The sequence below is a fragment of the Cellulomonas gilvus ATCC 13127 genome (assembly GCF_000218545.1).
GTDB lineage: Bacteria > Actinomycetota > Actinomycetes > Actinomycetales > Cellulomonadaceae > Cellulomonas > Cellulomonas gilvus.
Genome location: NC_015671.1, coordinates 917043 through 937255, shown reverse-complemented (window position 1 = coordinate 937255; position 20213 = coordinate 917043). Strand labels below are relative to the sequence as shown.

Annotated in this window: 18 protein-coding genes; 5 read left to right on the top strand and 13 right to left on the bottom strand. The window is 73.9% G+C overall.

From position 1 onward, the window contains the following. Positions 1 to 3 precede the first annotated feature (3 nt). Positions 4 to 1686 carry an ABC-F family ATP-binding cassette domain-containing protein gene (locus tag CELGI_RS04345; protein ID WP_013882891.1) on the bottom strand — a complete coding sequence of 561 codons (1683 nt, stop codon included), beginning with the start codon at positions 1684 to 1686 and terminating at the stop codon, positions 4 to 6. Positions 1687 to 1784: 98 nt separating this feature from the next. Here CELGI_RS04345 and CELGI_RS04340 point away from each other — a divergent pair, with 98 nt between their 5' ends. Beyond that, positions 1785 to 2231, top strand: coding sequence for a DUF5709 domain-containing protein (locus CELGI_RS04340; RefSeq protein ID WP_013882890.1), 447 nt, complete (start codon positions 1785 to 1787; stop codon positions 2229 to 2231). Positions 2232 to 2234: 3 nt separating this feature from the next. On the opposite strand, the gene CELGI_RS04335 is transcribed toward CELGI_RS04340, so the two are convergent. Further along, positions 2235 to 4940 (bottom strand): cation-translocating P-type ATPase, encoded by a 2706-nt coding sequence (locus tag CELGI_RS04335; RefSeq protein ID WP_013882889.1) that lies wholly within the window; start codon positions 4938 to 4940, stop codon positions 2235 to 2237. A 68-nt stretch (positions 4941 to 5008) separates the two neighbouring features. Beyond that, the gene (truA, locus tag CELGI_RS04330; protein ID WP_013882888.1) at positions 5009 to 5914 is read right to left on the bottom strand and encodes a tRNA pseudouridine(38-40) synthase TruA; all 906 of its coding nucleotides are present in this window, start codon (positions 5912 to 5914) and stop codon (positions 5009 to 5011) included. A 34-nt stretch (positions 5915 to 5948) separates the two neighbouring features. Here truA and CELGI_RS04325 point away from each other — a divergent pair, with 34 nt between their 5' ends. From CELGI_RS04325 to CELGI_RS16300, 3 genes are read left to right on the top strand one after another with little or no spacing between them, the layout of a single operon-like run. Further along, a complete protein-coding gene (locus CELGI_RS04325) occupies positions 5949 to 6713 on the top strand; it encodes an ROK family protein (RefSeq protein WP_013882887.1) in 765 nt (254 codons plus the stop codon). 44 nt (positions 6714 to 6757) lie between these two features. Beyond that, positions 6758 to 7393: a hypothetical protein gene (locus CELGI_RS04320; RefSeq protein ID WP_013882886.1), complete on the top strand. Its 636-nt coding sequence runs from the start codon at positions 6758 to 6760 to the stop codon at positions 7391 to 7393. Positions 7394 to 7409: 16 nt separating this feature from the next. Next, complete coding sequence (locus CELGI_RS16300) at positions 7410 to 8345, top strand: hypothetical protein (RefSeq protein ID WP_013882885.1); 936 nt, start codon at positions 7410 to 7412, stop codon at positions 8343 to 8345. 14 nt (positions 8346 to 8359) lie between these two features. On the opposite strand, the gene CELGI_RS04310 is transcribed toward CELGI_RS16300, so the two are convergent. After that, positions 8360 to 9082 carry an alpha/beta fold hydrolase gene (locus CELGI_RS04310; RefSeq protein ID WP_013882884.1) on the bottom strand — a complete coding sequence of 241 codons (723 nt, stop codon included), beginning with the start codon at positions 9080 to 9082 and terminating at the stop codon, positions 8360 to 8362. A 170-nt stretch (positions 9083 to 9252) separates the two neighbouring features. On the opposite strand from CELGI_RS04310, the gene CELGI_RS04305 reads away from it, so the two are divergent. Beyond that, the gene (locus CELGI_RS04305) at positions 9253 to 13788 is read left to right on the top strand and encodes a putative Ig domain-containing protein (protein ID WP_013882883.1); all 4536 of its coding nucleotides are present in this window, start codon (positions 9253 to 9255) and stop codon (positions 13786 to 13788) included. Positions 13789 to 13948: 160 nt separating this feature from the next. On the opposite strand, the gene rplQ is transcribed toward CELGI_RS04305, so the two are convergent. The 9 genes from rplQ to secY all read right to left on the bottom strand — a co-directional run bounded on the left by rplQ (position 13949) and on the right by secY (position 20163). Continuing rightward, positions 13949 to 14482 carry a 50S ribosomal protein L17 gene (rplQ, locus tag CELGI_RS04300; RefSeq protein WP_013882882.1) on the bottom strand — a complete coding sequence of 178 codons (534 nt, stop codon included), beginning with the start codon at positions 14480 to 14482 and terminating at the stop codon, positions 13949 to 13951. Positions 14483 to 14551: 69 nt separating this feature from the next. Beyond that, positions 14552 to 15562, bottom strand: a complete 1011-nt coding sequence (locus CELGI_RS04295; protein WP_013882881.1) for a DNA-directed RNA polymerase subunit alpha — start codon at positions 15560 to 15562, stop codon at positions 14552 to 14554. Between the two features lie 148 nt (positions 15563 to 15710). Beyond that, complete coding sequence (gene rpsK / locus CELGI_RS04290) at positions 15711 to 16112, bottom strand: 30S ribosomal protein S11 (RefSeq protein WP_013882880.1); 402 nt, start codon at positions 16110 to 16112, stop codon at positions 15711 to 15713. A 45-nt stretch (positions 16113 to 16157) separates the two neighbouring features. Then, the gene (gene rpsM, locus CELGI_RS04285; RefSeq protein WP_013882879.1) at positions 16158 to 16538 is read right to left on the bottom strand and encodes a 30S ribosomal protein S13; all 381 of its coding nucleotides are present in this window, start codon (positions 16536 to 16538) and stop codon (positions 16158 to 16160) included. Between the two features lie 234 nt (positions 16539 to 16772). Then, positions 16773 to 16886, bottom strand: coding sequence for a 50S ribosomal protein L36 (rpmJ, locus tag CELGI_RS04280; RefSeq protein WP_013117849.1), 114 nt, complete (start codon positions 16884 to 16886; stop codon positions 16773 to 16775). A 58-nt stretch (positions 16887 to 16944) separates the two neighbouring features. Further along, a complete protein-coding gene (gene infA / locus CELGI_RS04275) occupies positions 16945 to 17166 on the bottom strand; it encodes a translation initiation factor IF-1 (RefSeq protein ID WP_013770189.1) in 222 nt (73 codons plus the stop codon). Positions 17167 to 17420: 254 nt separating this feature from the next. Continuing rightward, positions 17421 to 18263, bottom strand: coding sequence for a type I methionyl aminopeptidase (map, locus tag CELGI_RS04270; RefSeq protein ID WP_041574097.1), 843 nt, complete (start codon positions 18261 to 18263; stop codon positions 17421 to 17423). A 26-nt stretch (positions 18264 to 18289) separates the two neighbouring features. Further along, positions 18290 to 18868 carry an adenylate kinase gene (locus CELGI_RS04265; protein ID WP_013882877.1) on the bottom strand — a complete coding sequence of 193 codons (579 nt, stop codon included), beginning with the start codon at positions 18866 to 18868 and terminating at the stop codon, positions 18290 to 18292. Beyond that, positions 18865 to 20163, bottom strand: coding sequence for a preprotein translocase subunit SecY (secY, locus tag CELGI_RS04260; RefSeq protein WP_013882876.1), 1299 nt, complete (start codon positions 20161 to 20163; stop codon positions 18865 to 18867). Before secY ends, CELGI_RS04265 begins: the two co-directional genes overlap by 4 nt. Positions 20164 to 20213 lie beyond the last annotated feature (50 nt).

The following is a 20213-nucleotide window of genomic DNA, read 5'->3' as shown; positions in this document are numbered from 1 at the left end:
TGCTCAGCGCACGCGTTCGACGCGCGCCTGGTCCCACACCGGCTCGGGCGTCTCGCGCACCGTGCCGTCGGCGCCGAACACGAGGAACCGGTCGAACGTGCGCGTGAACCAGCGGTCGTGCGTGACCGCCACGACCGTGCCCTCGAACGCCTCGAGCCCCTCCTCGAGCGCCTCGGCGGAGTGCAGGTCCAGGTTGTCGGTCGGCTCGTCGAGCAGCAGCAGCGTCGCGCCGCCCAGCTCGAGCAGCAGGATCTGGAACCGGGCCTGCTGCCCGCCCGACAGGGTCTCGTAGCGCTGCTCGGCGGCCTCGACCAGCTCGTACCGGTCGAGCGCGCGGCTCGCCTGCTCGCGGCCCATCCCGGAGCGGCGCCCGTCGCCGCGGTGCAGCACGTCCAGCAGCGTCGACCCGACCAGGTCCAGGTGCGTCCGGTTCTGCGCGAACCACCCGGGCCGCACGCGCGACCCGAGCACGACCGTGCCCGTGTGCGCCACGGGTTCGACGACCGTGCCGTCCGCGGGCTCGTGCTCGGGACCCGGGTCGCTGCCCCCCGCGGCCAGCAGGCGCAGGAAGTGCGACTTTCCCGAGCCGTTGGACCCGAGCACCGCGACACGCTCGCCGAAGAACACCTCGAGGTCGAACGGCTGCATGAGTCCCGTGAGCTCGAGCCCCCGCGCGACCACCGCACGCTTGGCCGTGCGGCCGCCCCGCAGGCGCATCCGGACCGACTGCTCACGCACCCGCACCGCCGGCGGACCGGCCTCCTCGAACTTGCGCAGCCGCGTCTGTGCGGCCTGGTAGCGCGAGGCCATGCCGTCGTTGAACGCCGACTTCTGCTTGAGGCTCAGCACCAGCGCCCGCAGCTTGGCGTGCTCCTCCTCCCACCGGCGCAGCAGCTCGTCGGCCCGGCTGCGGCGGTCCTCGCGCGCCTGGTGGTACGTGGCGAAGCTGCCGCCGTGCACCCACACCGAGGCCCCGGCGGGTGACGGCTCGAGCGTGGCGACGTGCGTGGCGACGCGGGACAGCAGCTCACGGTCGTGGCTGACCAGCAGCACGGTCTTGGACGAGGCGACGAGCTGCGCCTCGAGCCAGCGCTTGGTCGGGACGTCGAGCGCGTTGTCCGGCTCGTCGAGCAGCAGGACCTCGTCGCGCCCGCGCAGCAGCGCCTCGAGCACCAGGCGCTTCTGCTCGCCGCCCGACAACGAGCGGACCTCGCGGAACTGGGCGCGCTCGAAGGGGATCGACAGCACCGCGTCGGTGACCTGGTCCCAGCCCGCCTCGGCCTCGTACCCGCCGACGTCCGCCCAGTCGACGAGCGCCTGCGCGTACCGCAGCTGCGCGGGCTCGTCGTCGACCTCCATCATCGCGAGCTCGGCGGCCGCGAGCTCGGCCGCGGCGCCCGCGACCGCGGCCGGTGCGAGCGACGCGAGCAGGTCGCGCACGCTGCGGTCGTCGTCGATCCGCCCGACGTCCTGCCGCATGACGCCCAGGCCACCGGACCGCGCGACCGATCCCGCATGCGCCTGCTCGTCGCCCACGACGATGCGCAGCAGCGTGGACTTCCCCACGCCGTTGGGGCCGACGAGCGCGACGCGCGCACCGTCGCCGACGCGGAACGTCACGTCGTCGAGCAGCGGTCGTCCGTCGGGCAGCACGTACCCGACCCCCATCACGTCCAGGTGGCCCATGCGCGCCAGTGTCCGTGCTGCACCCCGCCGCGACCAACCCGATTGCCGCGGGCGGTGCTGCTCTGGCGCACGCGGGCCGCCGGTGCGAGGGTCGTGCCATGAGCGACACTCCTGCCACCAGCTTCGACCCGGCGATGGGCTCGGAGGGCGACTCCGACCAGCTCGCGCGCGAGGACACCCTGATCGAGCGCGGCGTCGACGACCTGCTCGACGAGGGGTACTCGCCGCCCGAGCGGGACAACCGCACGCACTACGGCGAGACGCCGTGGGAGGAGCGGCACCGCGAGACCATCGACCAGCGGGTCGGCCAGGAGGAGCCCGAGGTCTGGGAGCAGCGGCCACGTGTCGCGGGCGACCGCGAGGAGGGCCGTGCGGGCCGGCTCGTCGCGGACACCGACGCGGTCTCCGCGGGCGGGAACGACGAGTTCGCCATCGACGCGGGTATCTCCGGCGGTGCCGCGACGGCCGAGGAGGCCGCGATGCACCTGGTCGAGGAGGAGTTCGTCGACGACCGCCGCTACCACGACGACGACGACCAGACGTGAGCCTCAGTCGCGCAGCGTGCGGCGCGTGACGGCCTTGGCGGCCTCGACCACCAGGAAGACGACGACGGCCGCGAGCGCCGCGAGGCCCCAGTCGCGCGGCGTGATGGGCGCGGACTCGAACCACCCGTGCATGAACGGCGCGTACGTGAACACGAGCTGCAGCACCGCGAGCGCACCCGCGGCGACCCACACCAGCCGGTTGCCGACGAGCACGCGCCACGTGAGGCTCGTCGAGCCCAGGAAGCGGCAGCTGAACAGGTAGGCGAGCTGCGCGAGCGCGAGCACCGTGACCGCCGACGTCTGCGCGCGTGCGTCGTCGGCGCCCAGGGCGTTCCGTTCGAGCAGGTAGACCGCGAGCGTCGCGCCACCGATCGCGAGCGACGCGACCAGCACGAGCGCGAGGGACCGCGCCGAGACCACGTGCGCGTCGGGCGCGCGCGGCGGGCGGGTCATGACGTCCGGCTCCGCGGGCTCCCCCGCGAGCGCGAGCGAGAGCGTCACGGCCGTGACGAGGTTGACCCACAGGATCTGCACGGGTGACAGCGGCAGCGAGAGCCCCAGCAGCACCGCGACGAGGATGACGAGCGACTGCGCGCCGTTCGTCGGGAGCAGGAACGCCACCGACTTGCGGATGTTGTCGTAGATCCGGCGGCCCTCCTCGACCGCGCGCTCGATCGTCGCGAAGTTGTCGTCGGCCAGGACGATGTCCGCGGCCTCCTTGGTCGCCTCGGTCCCCTTGATGCCCATCGCGACGCCCACGTCGGCACGCGTGAGCGCGGGCGCGTCGTTCACGCCGTCGCCCGTCATCGCGACCACCTCGCCGTGCGACTGCAGCGCGCGCACGATGCGGATCTTGTGCTCGGGCGAGGTCCGCGCGAACACGTCGACGTCGAGCACCCGGCGACGCAGCTGGTCCTGGCTCATCGCCTCGAGCTCGGCGCCCGTGAGCACCTCGACCCGCCCGTCGCCCGCGGGCTCCCCCACGTCCACCATCCCGAGCTCGCGCGCGATCGCGAGCGCCGTGCCCGCGTGGTCGCCCGTGATCATCTTGACGCGGATCCCCGCGCGGTGGCAGTCGGCGATCGCGGCGACGGCCTCGGGACGCGGCGGGTCGACGATGGCGACCAGGCCCACCAGCTCGAGCGCCTCGCCGACGTCCTGCGCCGTCAGCGCGTCCTCGCCCGGCGCGGGCCGGCGGGCCGCCGCGAGCACCCGCAGGCCCTGCCCGCCCAGCTCGTCGATCGCGGCCTCCCACCCGGCGGCGTCGAGCGGTTCGGTGCCGGTCGCGGTGCGCTGCGTGGCGCAGCGCTCGAGCAGGCGGTCGGGTGCGCCGAGCACGTGGACGGCGCGCGTGCCGTCCGGCAGCTCGTCGAGCGTCGCGGCGAACTTGGTGGCCGACTCGAACGGGACCTGCGCGATGCGGCGCGCGTCGGCCGCGAGGCCGGCCTTGGCCGCCAGCACGACGACCGCGCCCTCCGTGGGCTGCCCGACGACCGTCCAGTGCCCGTCCACCTGCGCGACGCGCGCGTCGTTGCACAGCGCACCCGCGGTCACCAGCGCGGCCAGGTCCGGGTGCGCGTCGAGCGACGCGCGGCCCCCGCCGTGTGCGCGCACGTCACCAACGGGCTCGTAGCCGAGCCCGTCCACGTCGTACCGCCCCGCGGCCGTCACCACGGTGCGCGCCGTCATCTCGTTGCGCGTGAGCGTCCCGGTCTTGTCCGAGCAGATCGTCGTGACCGACCCGAGCCCCTCGACCGCGGTGAGCTTGCGCGTGATCGCCTGCCGCCGCGCCATCTGCTGCACCCCGAGCGCGAGCGTCACGGTGACCAGCGCGGGCAGCCCCTCGGGCACCGCCGCGACCGCGAAGCCGATCGCGGCCGAGACCAGCTCGCCGAGCGCGAAGCTGTGGATGACCCGGCCGATCACCAGCATCACCGCGGCCATCAGCAGGATGAGCAGCGAGAGCTGCTTGCCGAGCCGAGCGAGCTGACGCGTGAGCGGCGTGTCGAGGTGGTCCGCACCCGCCACGAGCGACTGGATGCGGCCGATCTCGGTGGCCGGACCGGTCGCCGTGACCACCCCCACGCCGCGTCCGGCCGTGACGATCGTGCCGGAGAACAGCATCGACGTCCGGTCCCCCACGCCCGCGTCGCGCGCGACGGCCTGGACCTCCTTGGCCGCGGGCACGGACTCGCCTGTGAGCGCGGCCTCCTCGACCTGCAGCGTGGTCGCCTCCAGCAGCCGCACGTCCGCCGGGACGCGGTCGCCCGAGCGGACCCGGACCACGTCGCCCGGGACCACCTGGTCCGCCGGGACGCGGTGCCACTCGCCGTCGCGCAGCGCGTCCGCCTCGAGCGACAGCATCGTGGCGATGCCCGCGAGCGCGCGGTCCGCTCGGCCCTCCTGCACGAACCCGACGACCGCGTTGGCGACCGCGACCGCGAGGATCACCGAGAAGTCCACCCAGTCGCCCAGGATCGCCTTGAGGACGGCCGCGGCCAGCAGGATGTAGATGAGCACGTCGTCGAAGTGGCCGAGGAACCGCAGGGCGGCGTTGGGTCGCGGCGCCTCGGGCAGGCGGTTGGGCCCGTGCCGGGCGAGCCGGTCGGCCGCTGCGGCCTCGGACAGGCCGAGGGGCGTCGAGTCGAGCGCGGCGAGCACGGACTCGGGCGGCTCGGCGAACACGTGGAGCGACACGTCCTGCGGCACGATCGGCCTCCTCGTCGTGGACCGTCACCAGCCTGCCGCGCGCACCGCCCGCTGCCTAGGGCCGACCCTCAGCAGCAGCCGTCCGCGACGCCCGGCACGGGCACCGCTGCGGGCACGGCGCGGCGCGCACGCGTCTGCTCGGCGCGCAGCGCGAGCGCGTCGTCGGGCGGGTACTCGACGTGCTCGAGCGTGAGCCCGTGCGCCGCGACGACGTGCGCGGCGGCGTCGCGACGGCCCGCCACCAGGAGCTCCGCGGGCCAGGCCTCCGGACGTCGGCCCTCGCCGACCGCGAGGCTCGCGCCCACCAGCGAGCGCACCATCGAGTGGCAGAACGCGTCGGCCTGCACGCTCGCGACGACGAGGCCCGCGTCGGGGCCGGCCGTCGGGCGCGTCCACGTGAAGTGCTCGAGCGTGCGGATGGTCGTGGCCTCGGGGCGCGGCTTGCAGTACGCGGCGAAGTCGTGCAGCCCGACGAGCGGTGCGGCACCGCGCGCCATCGCGTCGACGTCGAGCGGGCGGCGGTGCCACAGCACGTGCGAGCGGGTCAGCGGGTCGCGCGCCGCCGCGTCGTCGCACACCCGGTAGGTGTAACGCCGGCGCAGCGCCGAGAACCGCGCGTCGAAGCCGGGCGGCGCGAGGCTCACGCGGTGCACCACCAGGTCGGGCGGGAGCACCCCCGCCAGGCGTGTGGTCAGGACGTCCAGCACCGCGCGGTCGCTGCGGCCGCGTGCGGCAGCGAGCGCGTCGGCGTCGGTGTCGACGTGCGCGACCTGGCCGCGCGCGTGCACGCCCGCGTCGGTGCGGCCCGCGACCACCAGCCGTGGCGCGGGCAGGCCGCGCGGGCTCGTGCGCAGCACGGTCGCCAGGCCGTCCTCGAGCGCGCCCTGGACCGTGCGCAGCGCAGGCTGACGCGCCCAGCCCGCGAAGTCCGTGCCGTCGTACGCGAGGTCGAGGCGCAGCCGGACGTCGTTCACGGCGCCAACCTACCGGCCGCACTACCGTGGCCCCGTGGCCGGCACCGACCCATGGACGCTCGCCGTCGACTGCGGTGGCGGAGGGATCAAGGCCTCCGTCCTGGACGCCGCGGGGACGCTGCACGCACCCGCGGTGCGCGTCCCGACGCCGTACCCGCTGCCGCCGCACCGCCTGGTCACGACGATCGCGCAGATCGCGGCCGGCCTGCCCGCCGCGGACCGCGTCACGGTCGGGATGCCGGGGATGGTCCGGCACGGCGTGGTCGTCGCGACGCCGCACTACGTGACCCGCAGCGGGCCGCGCAGCGCGGTCGACCCGGCGCTGGTCGAGGCATGGACCGACCACGACGTGCGCGCGGCGGTCGAGGCCGCGCTCGGGCTGCCGACCCTCGTGCTCAACGACGCCGAGGTGCACGGTGCGGGCGTGGTGTCCGGGACGGGGCTCGAGCTGGTGCTCACGCTCGGCACGGGCCTGGGCTCGGCGCTGTTCGACGGCGGCCGGCTCGCGCCGCACCTCGAGCTCTCGCACGCGCCCGTGCGCCGCGGGGTGACGTACGACGAGTACATCGGCCAGCCCGAACGGCGCCGGCTCGGCAACGGGCTGTGGTCGCGTCGCGTGCAGCGCGTGGTCGAGGGGTTCTGGCCCGTGTTCCGCTGGGACCGCGTGTACCTGGGCGGCGGCAACGCGCGGCACGTGACCCCCACGGTCCTCGAGCGGCTCGGCGAGCGCGTCGTCGTGGTCCCCAACCAGGCGGGCATCGTCGGCGGCGTGCGGGCCTGGTCGCTGGGCGCCGGGTGACGCGCACCAGCCCCTCGGTACAGCCCTCGGTACAGTCGCTGGTCATGTCCACCGCCGCCGTCCCGCCGCCCGCCGACGGGATCCGCCTCGTCACCGTCGTCCGCGCCGAGGACGGCACCCCCGACGACGCGCTGCTCGGCCCGGGTCTCGCGGTGCGCCGCGCGGTGCTCCGGGACGGCGTGCTCACGGTCGAGCCCGGTGCCGCCGTGATCGACGAGCCCGCGCTCGACGCGCTGCGCTCGCTGCCCGCACCCGAGCACCAGGTCGCGGCGCACGCGATGCACGCGTTCTCGACGACCGACGACCTCGCCGCGGCGCGCGTGCTGGTCCTGGAGGACGTCCTCGCGGCGGTCGGCGAGGACGAGGCGCCGCACGGCACGCTCGTCGCGCTGCCGGACCCGCGTGCGCTCCTGGTGCACGTGCTGCGCGACGAGGAGGTGCTGCGCGCCGCGCACCTCATGGCGACCGTCGCGCGCATGCGGCAGTCCGAGGCCGGAGCGATCAGCCCGGAGGTCTACCACCGCGCCCCCGACGGGTCGCTCGAGCAGGTCACGCGCCATGCGGACGTCGAGGTCGAGGTGCACGTCGAGGGTGCGCTGGCCGACGCGCTCGCCGCGCTCGGCCTGGTGGACCGCAGCCGCAAGGCACGCCGTGCCGCTGCGCGGCGCCGCAAGGGCTGACGGCTACCGTCGCGCCATGAGCTGGTTCTCCCGCCGCCGCCCGGACGACGACGCCCCGGGTGCGCTGCCCGGCGCCTTCCCCGACGACCACCTCGCGCCGCTGAGCCGCGACGACGCCGCGTGGCTGCGCACCGAGGCCGCCGCGGCGTTCACGCGCGCCGGGTTCGCGGGTGCCGTCGCGGAGCCGGACCACGTCCGGGCGGCGGACGGCGCGCAGTACGGGCTCGCCAACCTGGCACGGCAGGTCGCGGGCGTCGACCCCGCGCACCGACCCGCGGTCGTCGACGAGCACGCCCGCACGGTCAGGGTCGCGCAGGACCGCGAGGCCCGGGCGGAGGCGTCGCACGAGACCCTCGCCGACGTCGTCGACCTGCTCGTGGCGCGCGTCCTGCTGGAGTCCGACCTGCCCGCGGTCGAACCCGCCGCGGGGCCGTCGCTCGGCGGCGGGCTGTGCGTCCGTGCCGCGATCGACTACCCCGAGTCGGTCTCCACGCTGCTCGGCGTGCAGCACGGCGGGTGGGACGCGCTCGGTGACGCGGCACTCGCCGGGCTCCGGCGGCTGCCTCCGCCCGACCACGAGCTCATCGACCACGACGTGCACGTGCTCGTCTCCACGGACTTCTTCGGTGCGTCACGCGTGCTGCTGCACGACGAGCTGCTCGACCGGGTCGGTGCCGGCCCGCGGCCGTTCGGCACGCTCGTCGCGCTGCCGGACCGTGCGGCGCTGCTGGTCCACGTGCTGCGCGACGCGACCGTGGTGCACGCGCTGCATCTCATGGCGCGCGCCGCGCGAGGGCGGCAGGACGCCCCGGGGCCGCTGAGCCCGCACGTCTACTACCGGTCCCCGGACGGCACGTTCCAGCAGGTCACGCAATATGACGCCGACGGGGTCCAGGTCCACGTCGCCGGCGCGTTCGCCGATGCGATGACCGCGGCGGGCCTGACCGGCTGAGCGCGCCGCTCCCGTCAACCGCGGCGCGCGGCGGCCGGGTGGGCGACCGCGTCGGCCGCCTGCAGCAGGACTCGCGAGAACGCGACGGGCGCGACGACGCTCACCAGGTGCGTGGCGCGCGGCACGAGCACCAGGCGGCCGTCGTGGCACGCGGCCAGGAAGCGCCGCTCGTCGGCCCGGAAGTGGTCGAACGTGCCGTTGACGAGCCACACGGGTGCGGTGACGCGCGCGAGCTCGGCGAGCGGGTCGAGCGACCCGACCTCGCGCAGCACGTCGGCCATCACGTCGAGCGAGAAGCCCCCGGCGCCGAGGTCCGCGGCCGCGGCGGCCCCGAGCGCCGCGCGCGCGAACGCGTCGTTGAGCCACGCGCCGCGGTCCGGGAGGCGCCCGATGCCGCGCGCGAGCGTGGACCACCCCGCGACCAGCACGCGTCGCGGCACGGTGCAGCAACCGGCCGCCAGCAGTCCACCCACCTGCGCGGGATGACGTGCGGCGTGCGCGATCGCGACGTAGCCGCCCAGCGACAGCCCCGCGACCAGCACGGGCCCGTCGAGGTCCGCCGCGGCCTCGGCGACGGTCGCGGCCGCGCCGTCGAGCGTGAACCGCTCACCCGCGCGCGTGCCGTGACCCGGCAGGTCGACCGCGATCGCCGGGACACCAGCACGCGCGAGCGCCTCGACCTGCGGGCGCCACATGGTCCGGGACGTGCGTACGCCGTGCACCAGGACGACCCCCATCGAGCGACCGTACCGCTGCCGCGTGGACAGCGGGTCACCCGATCGGCCGGTCAGGAAGCGGGGCGTTCCGGGCGGCGCGCCGACCTCATGGGCCCAAGGTCCTCAGTTCTGGCTAGCGTCGGTCGACGCCCGCGCCGCCCGCGTGCCGAGCCCCCGGCCTTGAGGACCTCATGCGCATCAGCCTGCCCGTCCGCCGCCTCGCCGCCGCCCTGGCGACCACGGCGCTCACCCTGACCACCGTCGTCGCCGGACTCGCGGCGCCCGCGAGCGCGGCCGAGGTCGGCTTCAGCGTCGACGACTTCGCCGGGAGCTCCATGGGCACCCGCGAGCTCGTCCCCGGGAACTACTCGTGCAGCCCGTCGGACGGCAACACGCTGACCATGGGCAGCGGCACGATGAAGGTCGACGTGCGCGTGCCCGACCCGATCGGCTGCACGTACGGCTCGGCCCAGATCCGGTGGACGTCACCGACGAGCGTGAACCTGGAGCAGGGCGGCGCCGACCGCATCCTGCTGCGCTACCGCGACGTGCTGCCGAACCAGCCCTCGGCGGTGACGTTCGGGCTCGAGGCGGTCGACGTCAACGGGCGCGTGGCGTCGGTCGGCGGTCTGACCCGCAACGGCGGCGCCGCGGCCGACTGGCTGACGATCCGGTACCAGCCCGAGTACGTCGGGGACGTGGCGTATCTGCACTTCCCGGCGGGTTTCGACCGGGCGCACGTGCGCACCGTCACGCTCCTGGTCGCGGCGACCGCCGCGCACCAGGACGTCTCGGTGACGTTCGAGGGTGTCGGGTCCAACGTGGGCGAGCCCGCGTACCAGGCGCCGGTCATCGGCGGTCCGGACGCGTACGCGTTCCCCGCCTCGACGACCAGCACGCGCACGTTCACGGTCACGGGCAACCCGGCCCCCGACGTCACCGTGACGTCCGGCAAGCCGGCGTGGCTGGGCGTCTCCACGGCCAAGTCGGGCAGCACGACGACCGTGACGCTCACGGGCGATCCCGGCGCCACGTACGCCGACGTCACGATGCGCGTGCACGCCGACGTCGCCAACAGCCTGACCGCCGACCGTGACGTACGCGTGGTCGTGCCCTCCCCCGTCACGGTCGGGTACGCCGCCGACCCCGTGCGCACGCGTGTGGGCCAGGCCGGCCCGCTCGTGCTCGGCACCGCCTCCGCGGTCCCAGGCGCTCGTGTCCTGGGCCCGACCACCGGTCTGCCGCCCGGCACGTCGCTGACGATGTCGGGCACCGACCTGAGGCTCAGCGGCACACCGACGACGGGCGGCCTGTACACCGTCTCGAGCACGGTCGGCCACGACTGGTCCACGGCACCGTTCACGACGACGGTCGAGGTGGGTGCCGAACCGAGCCTCAGCACGGTCGACGACCTGGTGCTGGTGCGCGGCGAGCCGATCACGCCGTTCACGCTCACCGCGACCGGCTACCCGGCCCCGACCACCGCATCCGTCACGCTGCCCGCGGGCCTGTCGATCGACGGCGACCTGCGCGTGACCGGCACGCCGACCGAGGCGGGCACGACGACGGCGTCCGTCGCCGTCACCAACGCGTACGGGACGGCCACCGAGACGTTCGCCGTCACGGTGGGCGAGCGCCCGGCCGTGCTCGCGCCCGGCACCGCCTGGCTCGTTGCGGGCGACCACACGACCCTCCCGCTCACCACGTCCGGCACGGCCCCCGTGGTCACCGCGACGGGCCTGCCGGACGGGATGACGGTGGTCCAGACGGGCGGCGTGTGGACCGTGACCGGCACCCCCGCACGCCCGTCCTCCCTCGCCGCGGCGTCGGGGCACGCCCAGCTCGTCGCGACGAACGCGTTCGGCGCGTCAGCACCGACCACGTGGGCGTGGCACGTCGAGGCGGCCCCGCTCGCCACCGGGCCCGCCTCGGTCGCGACGACGGTCGGCACGGCGCTGCCCGCCACGTCCGTCACCGTGACCGGCTACCCCACCCCGGTCCTGGACGTCACCGCACCCGACGGCGGCCCTGTGACACTGCCGGCCGGGCTGTCGCTCGACCTCGGCACGCCCGGCGTCGTGCGCGTCGTCGGGACGCCGACCGAGCCGGGCACGGCACGTGTCCGCATCGTCGCGACGAACGGCGTGGGCACGGGCGTGGACCGCACGCTCACCGTCGCGGCCCTGCAGGGCCCCGCGTTCGGCGACCCGTCGCCCACGCTCGCCGTACGGGCGGGGACGCAGGAGGACCTGGCGCTCACGTGGACCGGGCACGAGACGCCCACGCTCACGCTCGACTCGACGCTCCCGGCGTGGCTGTCGTTCGACGCGACCTCCGGCACCTTCCACGCCGCTCCGCCCGCGGGCCTGTCCGGTTCGTTCGGCCCGTACGCCGTCACGGCGACGAACGCGACGGGCAGCGCCACCGCGCAGGTGCGCGTGGACGTCACGACGCCCGCGGCCCTCTCGGCGTTCATCACCACCGTCGCCGTGCAGCCCGGCGTGTGGCTCGGCGGCCTCGACGTCGCGTTCCTGGGCGGGTTCCCCGCACCGGAGCTCACGGCCACGGGCCTGCCCGCGGGGCTCACCGTCACCGCAGCGGGCGGCGTCGTCCGGCTGGCGGGCACGACGAACGCGCCCGGCGGTGCGTACGACGCGACCATCACCGCCGACAACGGGGTGGGTGCGGCGTCGACCGCGTCGCTGCGCGTCGTGGTCCGCACGCCCGCCGTGCTCACGGCACCGAGCACCGTCACGGTGCCCGTCGGCGTGCCCACGACCCTGCCCGTCACGCTCGGCGGCTACCCGGAGCCGGCGCTGTCCACCGGCACGCTGCCGCCGGGCCTGGCCCTGAGCGGTGGGACGGTCACGGGCACGCCGACCGTCCCCGGCGCGTACGACGTGACCCTGAGCGCGAGCAACGGCGTGGGTACCGACCCGGCCCCTGTCCAGGTCACGGTCGTCGTGACGGCCGCGCCCGCGTTCGCCTCCGAGCCGTCGACGACCACGGCACGGCTCGGCGACGCGCTCGACGTCGCCGCGTTCGCGGTGGCCGGTCACCCCGTCCCGGACGCGAGCGCGACCGGGCTCCCGCCGGGCCTGGGCCTCGAGCAGACCGGCACGTCCGTCCGGCTGACCGGCACGCCGACGAGGTCGGGCGTGTTCGACGCCGAGCTCACGCTGACCAGCACGGTCGGCACCGCGGAACGCACCTGGCGCATCGTCGTCCACGAGCCCGCGCAGGTCGACGCGCCCGCGACCGCGACGGCCGACGTCGACACCGCGATGGCACCCGTCCCGCTCGAGGTCGCGGGCTACCCGGTGCCGTCGCTCGAGGCCACCGGGCTGCCCGATGGCGTCGCGCTGGTCCAGGACGTCGACGGCGCACGCCTGACCGGGACGCCCACGCGCGACGGCCGGTTCACCGTGGCCGTCGTCGCGGACAACGGCGTGGGCGCGCCCGCGACCGCGACCGTCGAGCTCGACGTCCGGTCGGTGCCCACGCTGGGCGCTGACGTCGTCGCCACGTTCCCGGCGGGCGAGACCTCGACGGTGACGCTGCAGCCGCGCGGCTACCCCGCTCCCGTGCTCACCACGTCGTCGCTGCCCGCATGGCTCACGTTCGACGCCGCGTCGGCCACGCTCACCGGCTCGCCCACGGCCGCGGCCCAGGGCCCCGTGCCCGACGTCGTCGTCACCGCGACGAACCCCCGCGGCGAGGCCTCCACCACGGTCCGGATCACGGTCACCGCGGGCCCCGGTGCGACCACCACGGACGGCACGACGACGGTCCGGTCCGGCCGCGCGGTCGACGTCGTCCTCACCCAGGTCACCGGGCACCCGCGGCCCACCGTGACGGCGGACGGCCTGCCCGCGGGGCTCGAGGTGGCCGTGCGCGGCGACGACCTCCGTCTGACCGGACGCACCACGGCAGCCGGCACGCATACGGTCCGGCTCGCGATCCACAACGGCGCGGGCCCCGATCTGGCGGTGCCGTGGACGGTCGTCGTCGAGGCGCCCGCGCGGGTCGCGACCGCCGGCACGGTCCGGGTCGACCTGGGCGAGCCGGTCGACGTGCCGGTCGTCGCGGACGGCTATCCGGCGCCGACGGTCTCGGCCGTCGGACTGCCGGCGGGCGTGACCTGGCTGCCCGGTCCGGGCGGGGGACGCCTGGTGGGCACGCCCGTGGCGTCCGGCACCAGCCACGTCGTGCTCACCGCGCACAACGGCATCGGGCAGGACGCCGTCGCGACCACCACCCTCGTCGTCCGGGAGCCGGCGGTCGTCGATCTTCCCGTCACCGTGTCTGCGTCCACCGTGCGGGTGGGCGGCACCGTGACGGTCCGGGCCGCCGGCCTGCAGGCGGGCGAACGGGCCGAGGTGTGGCTGCACTCGGATCCCGTGCTCCTGAGCCGCGCGACGGCGGACGAGGACGGTGCGGTCGTGGTCTCCGCGCGGATCCCGCAGGGCACCCCGGCGGGCGTGCACACGCTCGTCGTGGAGTCGGCCTCGGGTGCCACGGGCCGGGTCACGCTCCGTGTCGCGGCGTCCCCCGACCCCACGCCGACGACCGCACCGTCCGACGACCCGTCGGACGACCCGTCGCAGGCGCCCTCGGACGACGACCTGGCGACCACGGGCTCGGACGTCGTGCCCCTGGCGCTCGTGGGCGCCGTCGCGCTCGTCGCCGGAGCGGTGCTGCTGCTGATCCGCCGCCGCACGTCCTGAGCAACCCGGCACGGGGCGGGTCGCGCCTGGTGCGGCCCGCCCCGCGTCGCGTGGTCGCCCCGGCATGCCGAGCCTGCTCGAGCCCCGGACCAGGACCCGGTACGACGGCACGAGGCCCGGTCCCCTTGCGGGAACCGGGCCTCGTGGTGCGCGCGAGAGGTCAGGCCTTCTCGTCGGTCGCCTTCTCGTCGGCGTCCGCGACGGGCGCGTCCTCGACGGGGGCGTCTTCGACCGTGGTGTCCTCGGCCTTGACGTCCTCGACCTTCTCGGCCTTCGGCTTGGCGGCCTTCTCGGCGGCCTTCGTGGCCTCCTTGACGACGGCCTGCTTGGGCGAGACGGGCTCGGTCACGAGCTCGATGACCGCCAGGGGCGCGTTGTCACCCTTGCGCGGGCCGATCTTCGTGATGCGCGTGTAGCCACCGTTGCGCTCGGCCATGGCCGGGGCGATCTCGGTGAACAGCACGTGCACGACGCCCTTGTCCTTGACGACCGTCATCACCCGACGGCGGGCGTGCAGGTCGCCACGCTTGGCGAACGTGATGAGGCGCTCGGCGAGGGGGCGCAGGCGCTTGGCCTTCGTCTCCGTCGTCGTGATGCGGCCGTGCTCGAACAGCTGCGTCGCGAGGTTCGCGAGGATGAGCCGCTCGTGCGCCGGACCGCCACCGAGCCGGGGACCCTTGGTGGGCGTAGGCATGGTCAGTTCTCCTTGAAGTCTTCGTCACGTACCGAGTCAGTGGCCCGAGTCAGTACTGCGATGCTGATGTCAGTACTGCTCGTCCTCGACGAAGTCGCCCTCGTCGTCGCCGTAGTACGCCGACTGGGTCGGGTCGAAGTCGAGCGGGCTGTCCTTGAGGTTCAGGCCCAGCTCGGCGAGCTTCTCCTTGACCTCGGTGATCGACTTCGCACCGAAGTTGCGGATGTCCAGGAGGTCCGCCTCGGACCGGGCGACGAGCTCCCCGACCGTGTGGATGCCCTCGCGCTTGAGGCAGTTGTACGAGCGGATCGTCAGCTGCAGGTCCTCGATCGGCAGCGCCAGGTCCGCGGCGAGCGCCGCGTCCGTCGGCGACGGGCCGATCTCGATGCCCTCGGCCTCGACGTTGAGCTCGCGCGCCAGGCCGAACAGCTCGACGAGCGTCTTGCCGGCCGACGCGAGCGCGTCGCGCGGGCTGATCGCCGCCTTGGTCTCGACGTCGACGATGAGCTTGTCGAAGTCCGTGCGCTGCTCGACTCGCGTCGCCTCGACCTTGTAGGTCACCTTGAGGACGGGCGAGTAGATCGAGTCGACCGGGATCCGGCCGATCTCGGCGTCGTACGCCTTGTTCTGGTTGGCCGACACGTAGCCGCGCCCGCGCTCGACGGTCAGCTCGATCTCGAGCTTGCCCTTGTCGTTGAGCGTCGCCAGGTGCAGGTCGGGGTTGTGCACCTCGACACCCGCCGGCGGCACGATGTCCGCGGCGGAGACCAGACCCGGGCCCTGCTTGCGCAGGTACATCACGACGGGCTCGTCGTTCTCCGAGGAGACCACGAGGTTCTTGATGTTGAGGATGATCTCGGTGACGTCCTCCTTGACCCCCGGCACGGTCGAGAACTCGTGCAGGACGCCGTCGATCCGGATGGACGTGACGGCGGCACCGGGGATGGAGGACAGCAGCGTCCGGCGGAGCGAGTTGCCGAGCGTGTAGCCGAAGCCCGGCTCGAGCGGCTCGATGGAGAACCGCGAGCGGTTCTCCGAGATGACCTCTTCGGTCAGGGTGGGGCGCTGTGCGATCAGCACGGTGTGTTTTCCTCTCAGCGAGCGTCCGCCATATGACGCCACGCAGGTGGTGCGACCCCGGTCATGCCTCGGTCCGCATGCCGGGGGACGGTCGGTCTGGGCTGCGGCTCACGCCGGACCGCGCGCTCGCGGTCCGGCGTGGCGCAGATCAGACGCGGCGGCGCTTCGGCGGACGGCAGCCGTTGTGCGCCTGGGGCGTCACGTCCTGGATCGAGCCCACCTCGAGGCCGGCGGCCTGCAGCGAGCGGATCGCGGTCTCACGGCCCGAGCCGGGGCCCTTGACGAAGACGTCGACCTTGCGCATGCCGTGCTCCTGGGCGCGGCGCGCAGCGGCCTCGGCCGCGAGCTGCGCGGCGAACGGCGTCGACTTGCGCGAGCCCTTGAAGCCGACCTGGCCGGACGAGGCCGAGGAGATCACGGCGCCCGAGGGGTCGGTGATCGAGATGATCGTGTTGTTGAACGTGCTCTTGATGTGCGCCTGGCCGTGGGAGACGTTCTTCTTCTCCTTGCGGCGCGGCTTGCGCACGGCGGAACGGGTCTTGGGAGGCATCTGCTCTTCTTCTCTCGAGGATCGGTGGGCGCCGGTGGGCGGGCGTTACTTGCGCCCGGCCTTCTTCTTGCCGGCGACGGTGCGCTTCGGGCCCTTGCGGGTACGCGCGTTGGTCTTCGTGCGCTGGCCGCGCACGGGAAGGCCACGGCGGTGACGCAGGCCCTCGTAGCAGCCGATCTCGACCTTGCGGCGGATGTCCGCGGCGACCTCGCGTCGCAGGTCACCCTCGAGCTTGTAGTTGCCCTCGAGGTGGTCGCGCAGCGCGACCAGCTCGGCGTCGCCGAGGTCCTTGACGCGCAGGTCACCGGAGATGCCGGTGGCCGCGAGGGTCTGGAGGGCGCGCGTGCGGCCGACCCCGTAGATGTAGGTGAGCGCGATCTCGAGCCGCTTCTCGCGGGGGAGGTCGACGCCGATGAGACGTGCCATGTGCCTGGTGGCTCCTGTTACTGCTCGGAGGTCTTCCGCACCGCCCTCCCGCGTGCTGCGGGCCCCGGCCTCCGAGCCGAGGGTTCGCCGGCGGGTCCCGGTCCGCGAGGTGCTCGACCTCGTGGCCCGGCCACCGGAGTGGCGGTGCGCTTGCCGGGCCGCCGACCGTGGTCGGTCGGCCCGTCGTGCCGATGCCCCGTCAGGGGCGTCGTGCGGCGAGATGCCGCCGGGGCATCAGCCCTGGCGCTGCTTGTGGCGCAGGTTCTCGCAGATGACCTGGACACGACCGTGCCGGCGGATCACCTTGCACTTGTCGCAGATCTTCTTGACGCTGGGCTTGACCTTCATCGCGTGGTTCCTCCGCCGCCGCGTGTCCCGGTGGGAACCGGCGGCGTTGTCGTGGTGATTACTTGTAGCGGTAGACGATGCGACCGCGGGACAGGTCGTACGGGCTCAGCTCGACCACCACGCGGTCCTCGGGGAGGATCCGGATGTAGTGCTGTCGCATCTTGCCCGAGATGTGGGCGAGCACCTTGTGGCCGTTCGTGAGCTCCACACGGAACATCGCGTTGGGCAGCGCTTCGACAACGCTGCCCTCGATCTCGATGACGCCGTCCTTCTTCGCCATGTCCTCCGCTAACTGTCGGTCGGGTCGAGCAGCCATGCCGATCGGCCGACCCGGTCACAGGACCGTGCCGCCGCTCGTCATGGAAGTGGCGGGCGTGCATCCCAGCGCCACAGGCCCCGGAGTCACCGGAGCGCGCGACTGAACGGGCGCACACACCCAACGGACAACCATACGCCATCAGTCGGCGCCGACGAAACGGCCGCCGCGCGCACGGGGTGTGACGTCGCAGACCCTCGCGCGGTCGCGCGTGCCGGTCAGCCGAGCGGCGCGACGGTCACGCCGTGCCGGGCGAGCGCCTCCGCGCCGCCGTCGCGCGCGGTCAGCACCCAGATCCCTGCGTCGTGCACGGCCACGGTGTGCTCCCAGTGCGCAGCACGTGAGCCGTCCTGCGTCACCACGGTCCAGTCGTCGGCGAGCACGCGCGTGCGCTGGTCGCCACGCACGACCATCGGCTCGACCGCCACGCACATCCCGGGGCGTAGCCGCGCACCGCGGTCGCGCGTGCGGTAGTTCAGGACGTCGGGCGGCTGGTGCATCTGCGACCCGATGCCGTGCCCCACGTAGTCCTCGACCACGCCGAAGCGCACGCCGCCGTCGGCACCCCGCGCGTGGGCGGCGTCGACCACGTCCTCGACCGCGTCGCCCACCACGCCCAGCCGGTCCGCGCCCGCCAGGGCCGCGATGCCCGCCCACATGGCGTCCTCGGTGGTCGCGACGAGCGCACGGTCGAGCGGGTCGCCCTCCCCCAGCACGAACGACAGCGCGCTGTCCCCGTGCCAGCCGTCGACCACCGCACCGCAGTCGATCGAGACGACGTCGCCGTCGGCGAGCACCCGGTCCCCCGGGATGCCGTGCACCACCTCGTCGTTCACCGAGACGCACACGGTCGCGGGGTACCCGTGGTACCCGAGGAACGAGGGCTGCGCACCGGCTGCCGCGATGACCGCGGCCGCGGCGGCGTCCACGTCGCCGGTCGTGGCACCCGGGACCGCAGCGGTGCGGGCGGCGGCCAGCGCGTCCGCGACGACCAGGCCGGCGCGGCGCATGACCAGCACCTGCTCCGGCGTCTTGAGCTCGACCCGCTCGCGACCGAACACCACGGTGACGTCTCCTGACCGCGCGCTCAGCGCGCCGCGGTGCCGATCGCGGACAGCAGGCGCGCCGTGACCTCGTCGACCTCGCCGATGCCGTCGACGCGGACCAGGAGGCCCTGCGCGGCGTACACGTCGGAGATCGGCGCCGTCTGCTCGGCGTACACGTCGAGCCGGTGCCGGATGACGTCCGCGGTGTCGTCCTCGCGGCCCTCGATCTCGGCGCGCTTGAGCAGCCGCGCGGCGACGACCTCGGGGTCCGCCGTGATCTCGACCGCGAGGTCGAGGGTCAGGCCCGCGTCCGCCAGGATCGTCGCGAGCTCGTCGACCTGGGCCACGTTGCGCGGGTAGCCGTCGAGCAGGAAGCCCTCGGCCGTGTCGGGCTCCGCGAGCCGGTCACGCACCATGGCGTTCGTGATCTCGTCGGGCACCAGGGCCCCGCGCGAGGAGTACTCCTGCGCCTTGCGGCCCAGCTCGGTACCACCCTTGATGTTGGCCCGGAAGATGTCACCGGTCGAGATCGCCGGGACGCCGAGCCGCTCCGCCAGGCGGGCCGCCTGCGTCCCCTTGCCGGCCCCGGGAGGGCCGAGCAGCACCAGACGCGCGCTCATCGCAGGAACCCCTCGTAGTGCCGCTGCTGCAGCTGCGACTCGATCTGCTTGACGGTCTCGAGGCCGACGCCCACGACGATGAGGATCGACGACCCGCCGAACGGGATGTTCTGGTCGATGTCCAGCACGATGAACGCGATCGTCGGGATCAGCGCCACGAGCGCCAGGTACACCGACCCGGGTGCGGTGATGCGCGAGATCACGTAGGACAGGTAGTCCGCGGTCGGCCGGCCAGCGCGGATGCCGGGGATGAACCCGCCGTACTTCTTCATGTTGTCCGCGACCTCGTCCGGGTTGAACGTGATCGCCGTGTAGAAGTAGCAGAAGAAGATGATCAGGAAGACGTAGAGCGCCAGGTGCAGGGGCGCGTCGTTCGCTGCCAGGTTCTGCGACGTCCAGCGGACCCAGTCGGCGCTCTGGTCGCCGAACTGCGCGAGGATCCCCGGGATCGCCAGCAGCGACGAGGCGAAGATGATCGGGATGACGCCGGCCATGTTGATCTTGATCGGGATGTAGGTGCTCGACCCGCCGTACATGCGGCGGCCGACCATGCGCTTGGCGTACTGCACGGGGATCCGGCGCTGGCTCTGCTCGACGAACACGACGAGCGCGATGACCAGGACGATGACCACCATCACGATGAAGAACTTGCTGACACCGTTGTTGCTGCCCCAGATCGACCCGAGGGCCGTCGGGAAGCTCGCCGCGATGGACGTGAAGATCAGCAACGACATGCCGTTGCCGACACCGCGCTCGGTGATGAGCTCGCCGAGCCACATGATCAGGCCGGTGCCCGCGGTCATGGCGATGACCATGAGGACCAGCGTCGTCCACGACGAGTCCGGGATGACGTCGACCGTGCAGCCGCTGAACAGGCGCCCGCTGCGCGCGATCGTGATGACCGTCGTCGACTGCAGGATCGCCAGCGCGATGGTCAGGTACCGCGTGTACTGCGTGAGCTTCGCGGTGCCCGACTGCCCCTCCTTGTGGAGCTCCTCGAACTTGGGGATCACCACGCGCAGCAGCTGCACGATGATGCTCGCCGTGATGTACGGCATGATCCCGAGCGCGAAGACGGACAGCTGCAGCAGCGCGCCACCGCTGAACAGGTTGACCAGCCCCAGCAGGTTGTTGCCCGACTGCATCTCCTCCGTGCACTGCTGCACGTTGGGGTACGAGACCCCAGGCGTGGGCAGGAAGGATCCGATGCGGAACACGACCATGATGCCGATCGTGAAGAGCAGCTTCCGCCGCAGGTCGGGCGTCCTGAACGCCCGCACGAATGCGCCTAGCACCTGTCCTCCATGGATTGCCGCAGCCGCGGCACGTCGTCGACCCTGACCAG

What these genes read in the sequence shown, in the direction of transcription:
- CELGI_RS04345 (WP_013882891.1), bottom strand. Translation starts at nt 1,686, where the DNA reads ATGGGCCACCTGGACGTGATGGGGGTCGGGTACGTGCTGCCCGACGGA.
- CELGI_RS04340 (WP_013882890.1), top strand. Translation starts at nt 1,785, where the DNA reads ATGAGCGACACTCCTGCCACCAGCTTCGACCCGGCGATGGGCTCGGAG.
- CELGI_RS04320 (WP_013882886.1), top strand. Translation starts at nt 6,758, where the DNA reads ATGTCCACCGCCGCCGTCCCGCCGCCCGCCGACGGGATCCGCCTCGTC.
- CELGI_RS16300 (WP_013882885.1), top strand. Translation starts at nt 7,410, where the DNA reads ATGAGCTGGTTCTCCCGCCGCCGCCCGGACGACGACGCCCCGGGTGCG.
- CELGI_RS04310 (WP_013882884.1), bottom strand. Translation starts at nt 9,082, where the DNA reads ATGGGGGTCGTCCTGGTGCACGGCGTACGCACGTCCCGGACCATGTGG.
- CELGI_RS04305 (WP_013882883.1), top strand. Translation starts at nt 9,253, where the DNA reads ATGCGCATCAGCCTGCCCGTCCGCCGCCTCGCCGCCGCCCTGGCGACC.
- rplQ (WP_013882882.1), bottom strand. Translation starts at nt 14,482, where the DNA reads ATGCCTACGCCCACCAAGGGTCCCCGGCTCGGTGGCGGTCCGGCGCAC.
- rpsK (WP_013882880.1), bottom strand. Translation starts at nt 16,112, where the DNA reads ATGCCTCCCAAGACCCGTTCCGCCGTGCGCAAGCCGCGCCGCAAGGAG.
- rpsM (WP_013882879.1), bottom strand. Translation starts at nt 16,538, where the DNA reads ATGGCACGTCTCATCGGCGTCGACCTCCCCCGCGAGAAGCGGCTCGAG.
- rpmJ (WP_013117849.1), bottom strand. Translation starts at nt 16,886, where the DNA reads ATGAAGGTCAAGCCCAGCGTCAAGAAGATCTGCGACAAGTGCAAGGTG.
- infA (WP_013770189.1), bottom strand. Translation starts at nt 17,166, where the DNA reads ATGGCGAAGAAGGACGGCGTCATCGAGATCGAGGGCAGCGTTGTCGAA.
- CELGI_RS04265 (WP_013882877.1), bottom strand. Translation starts at nt 18,868, where the DNA reads ATGAGCGCGCGTCTGGTGCTGCTCGGCCCTCCCGGGGCCGGCAAGGGG.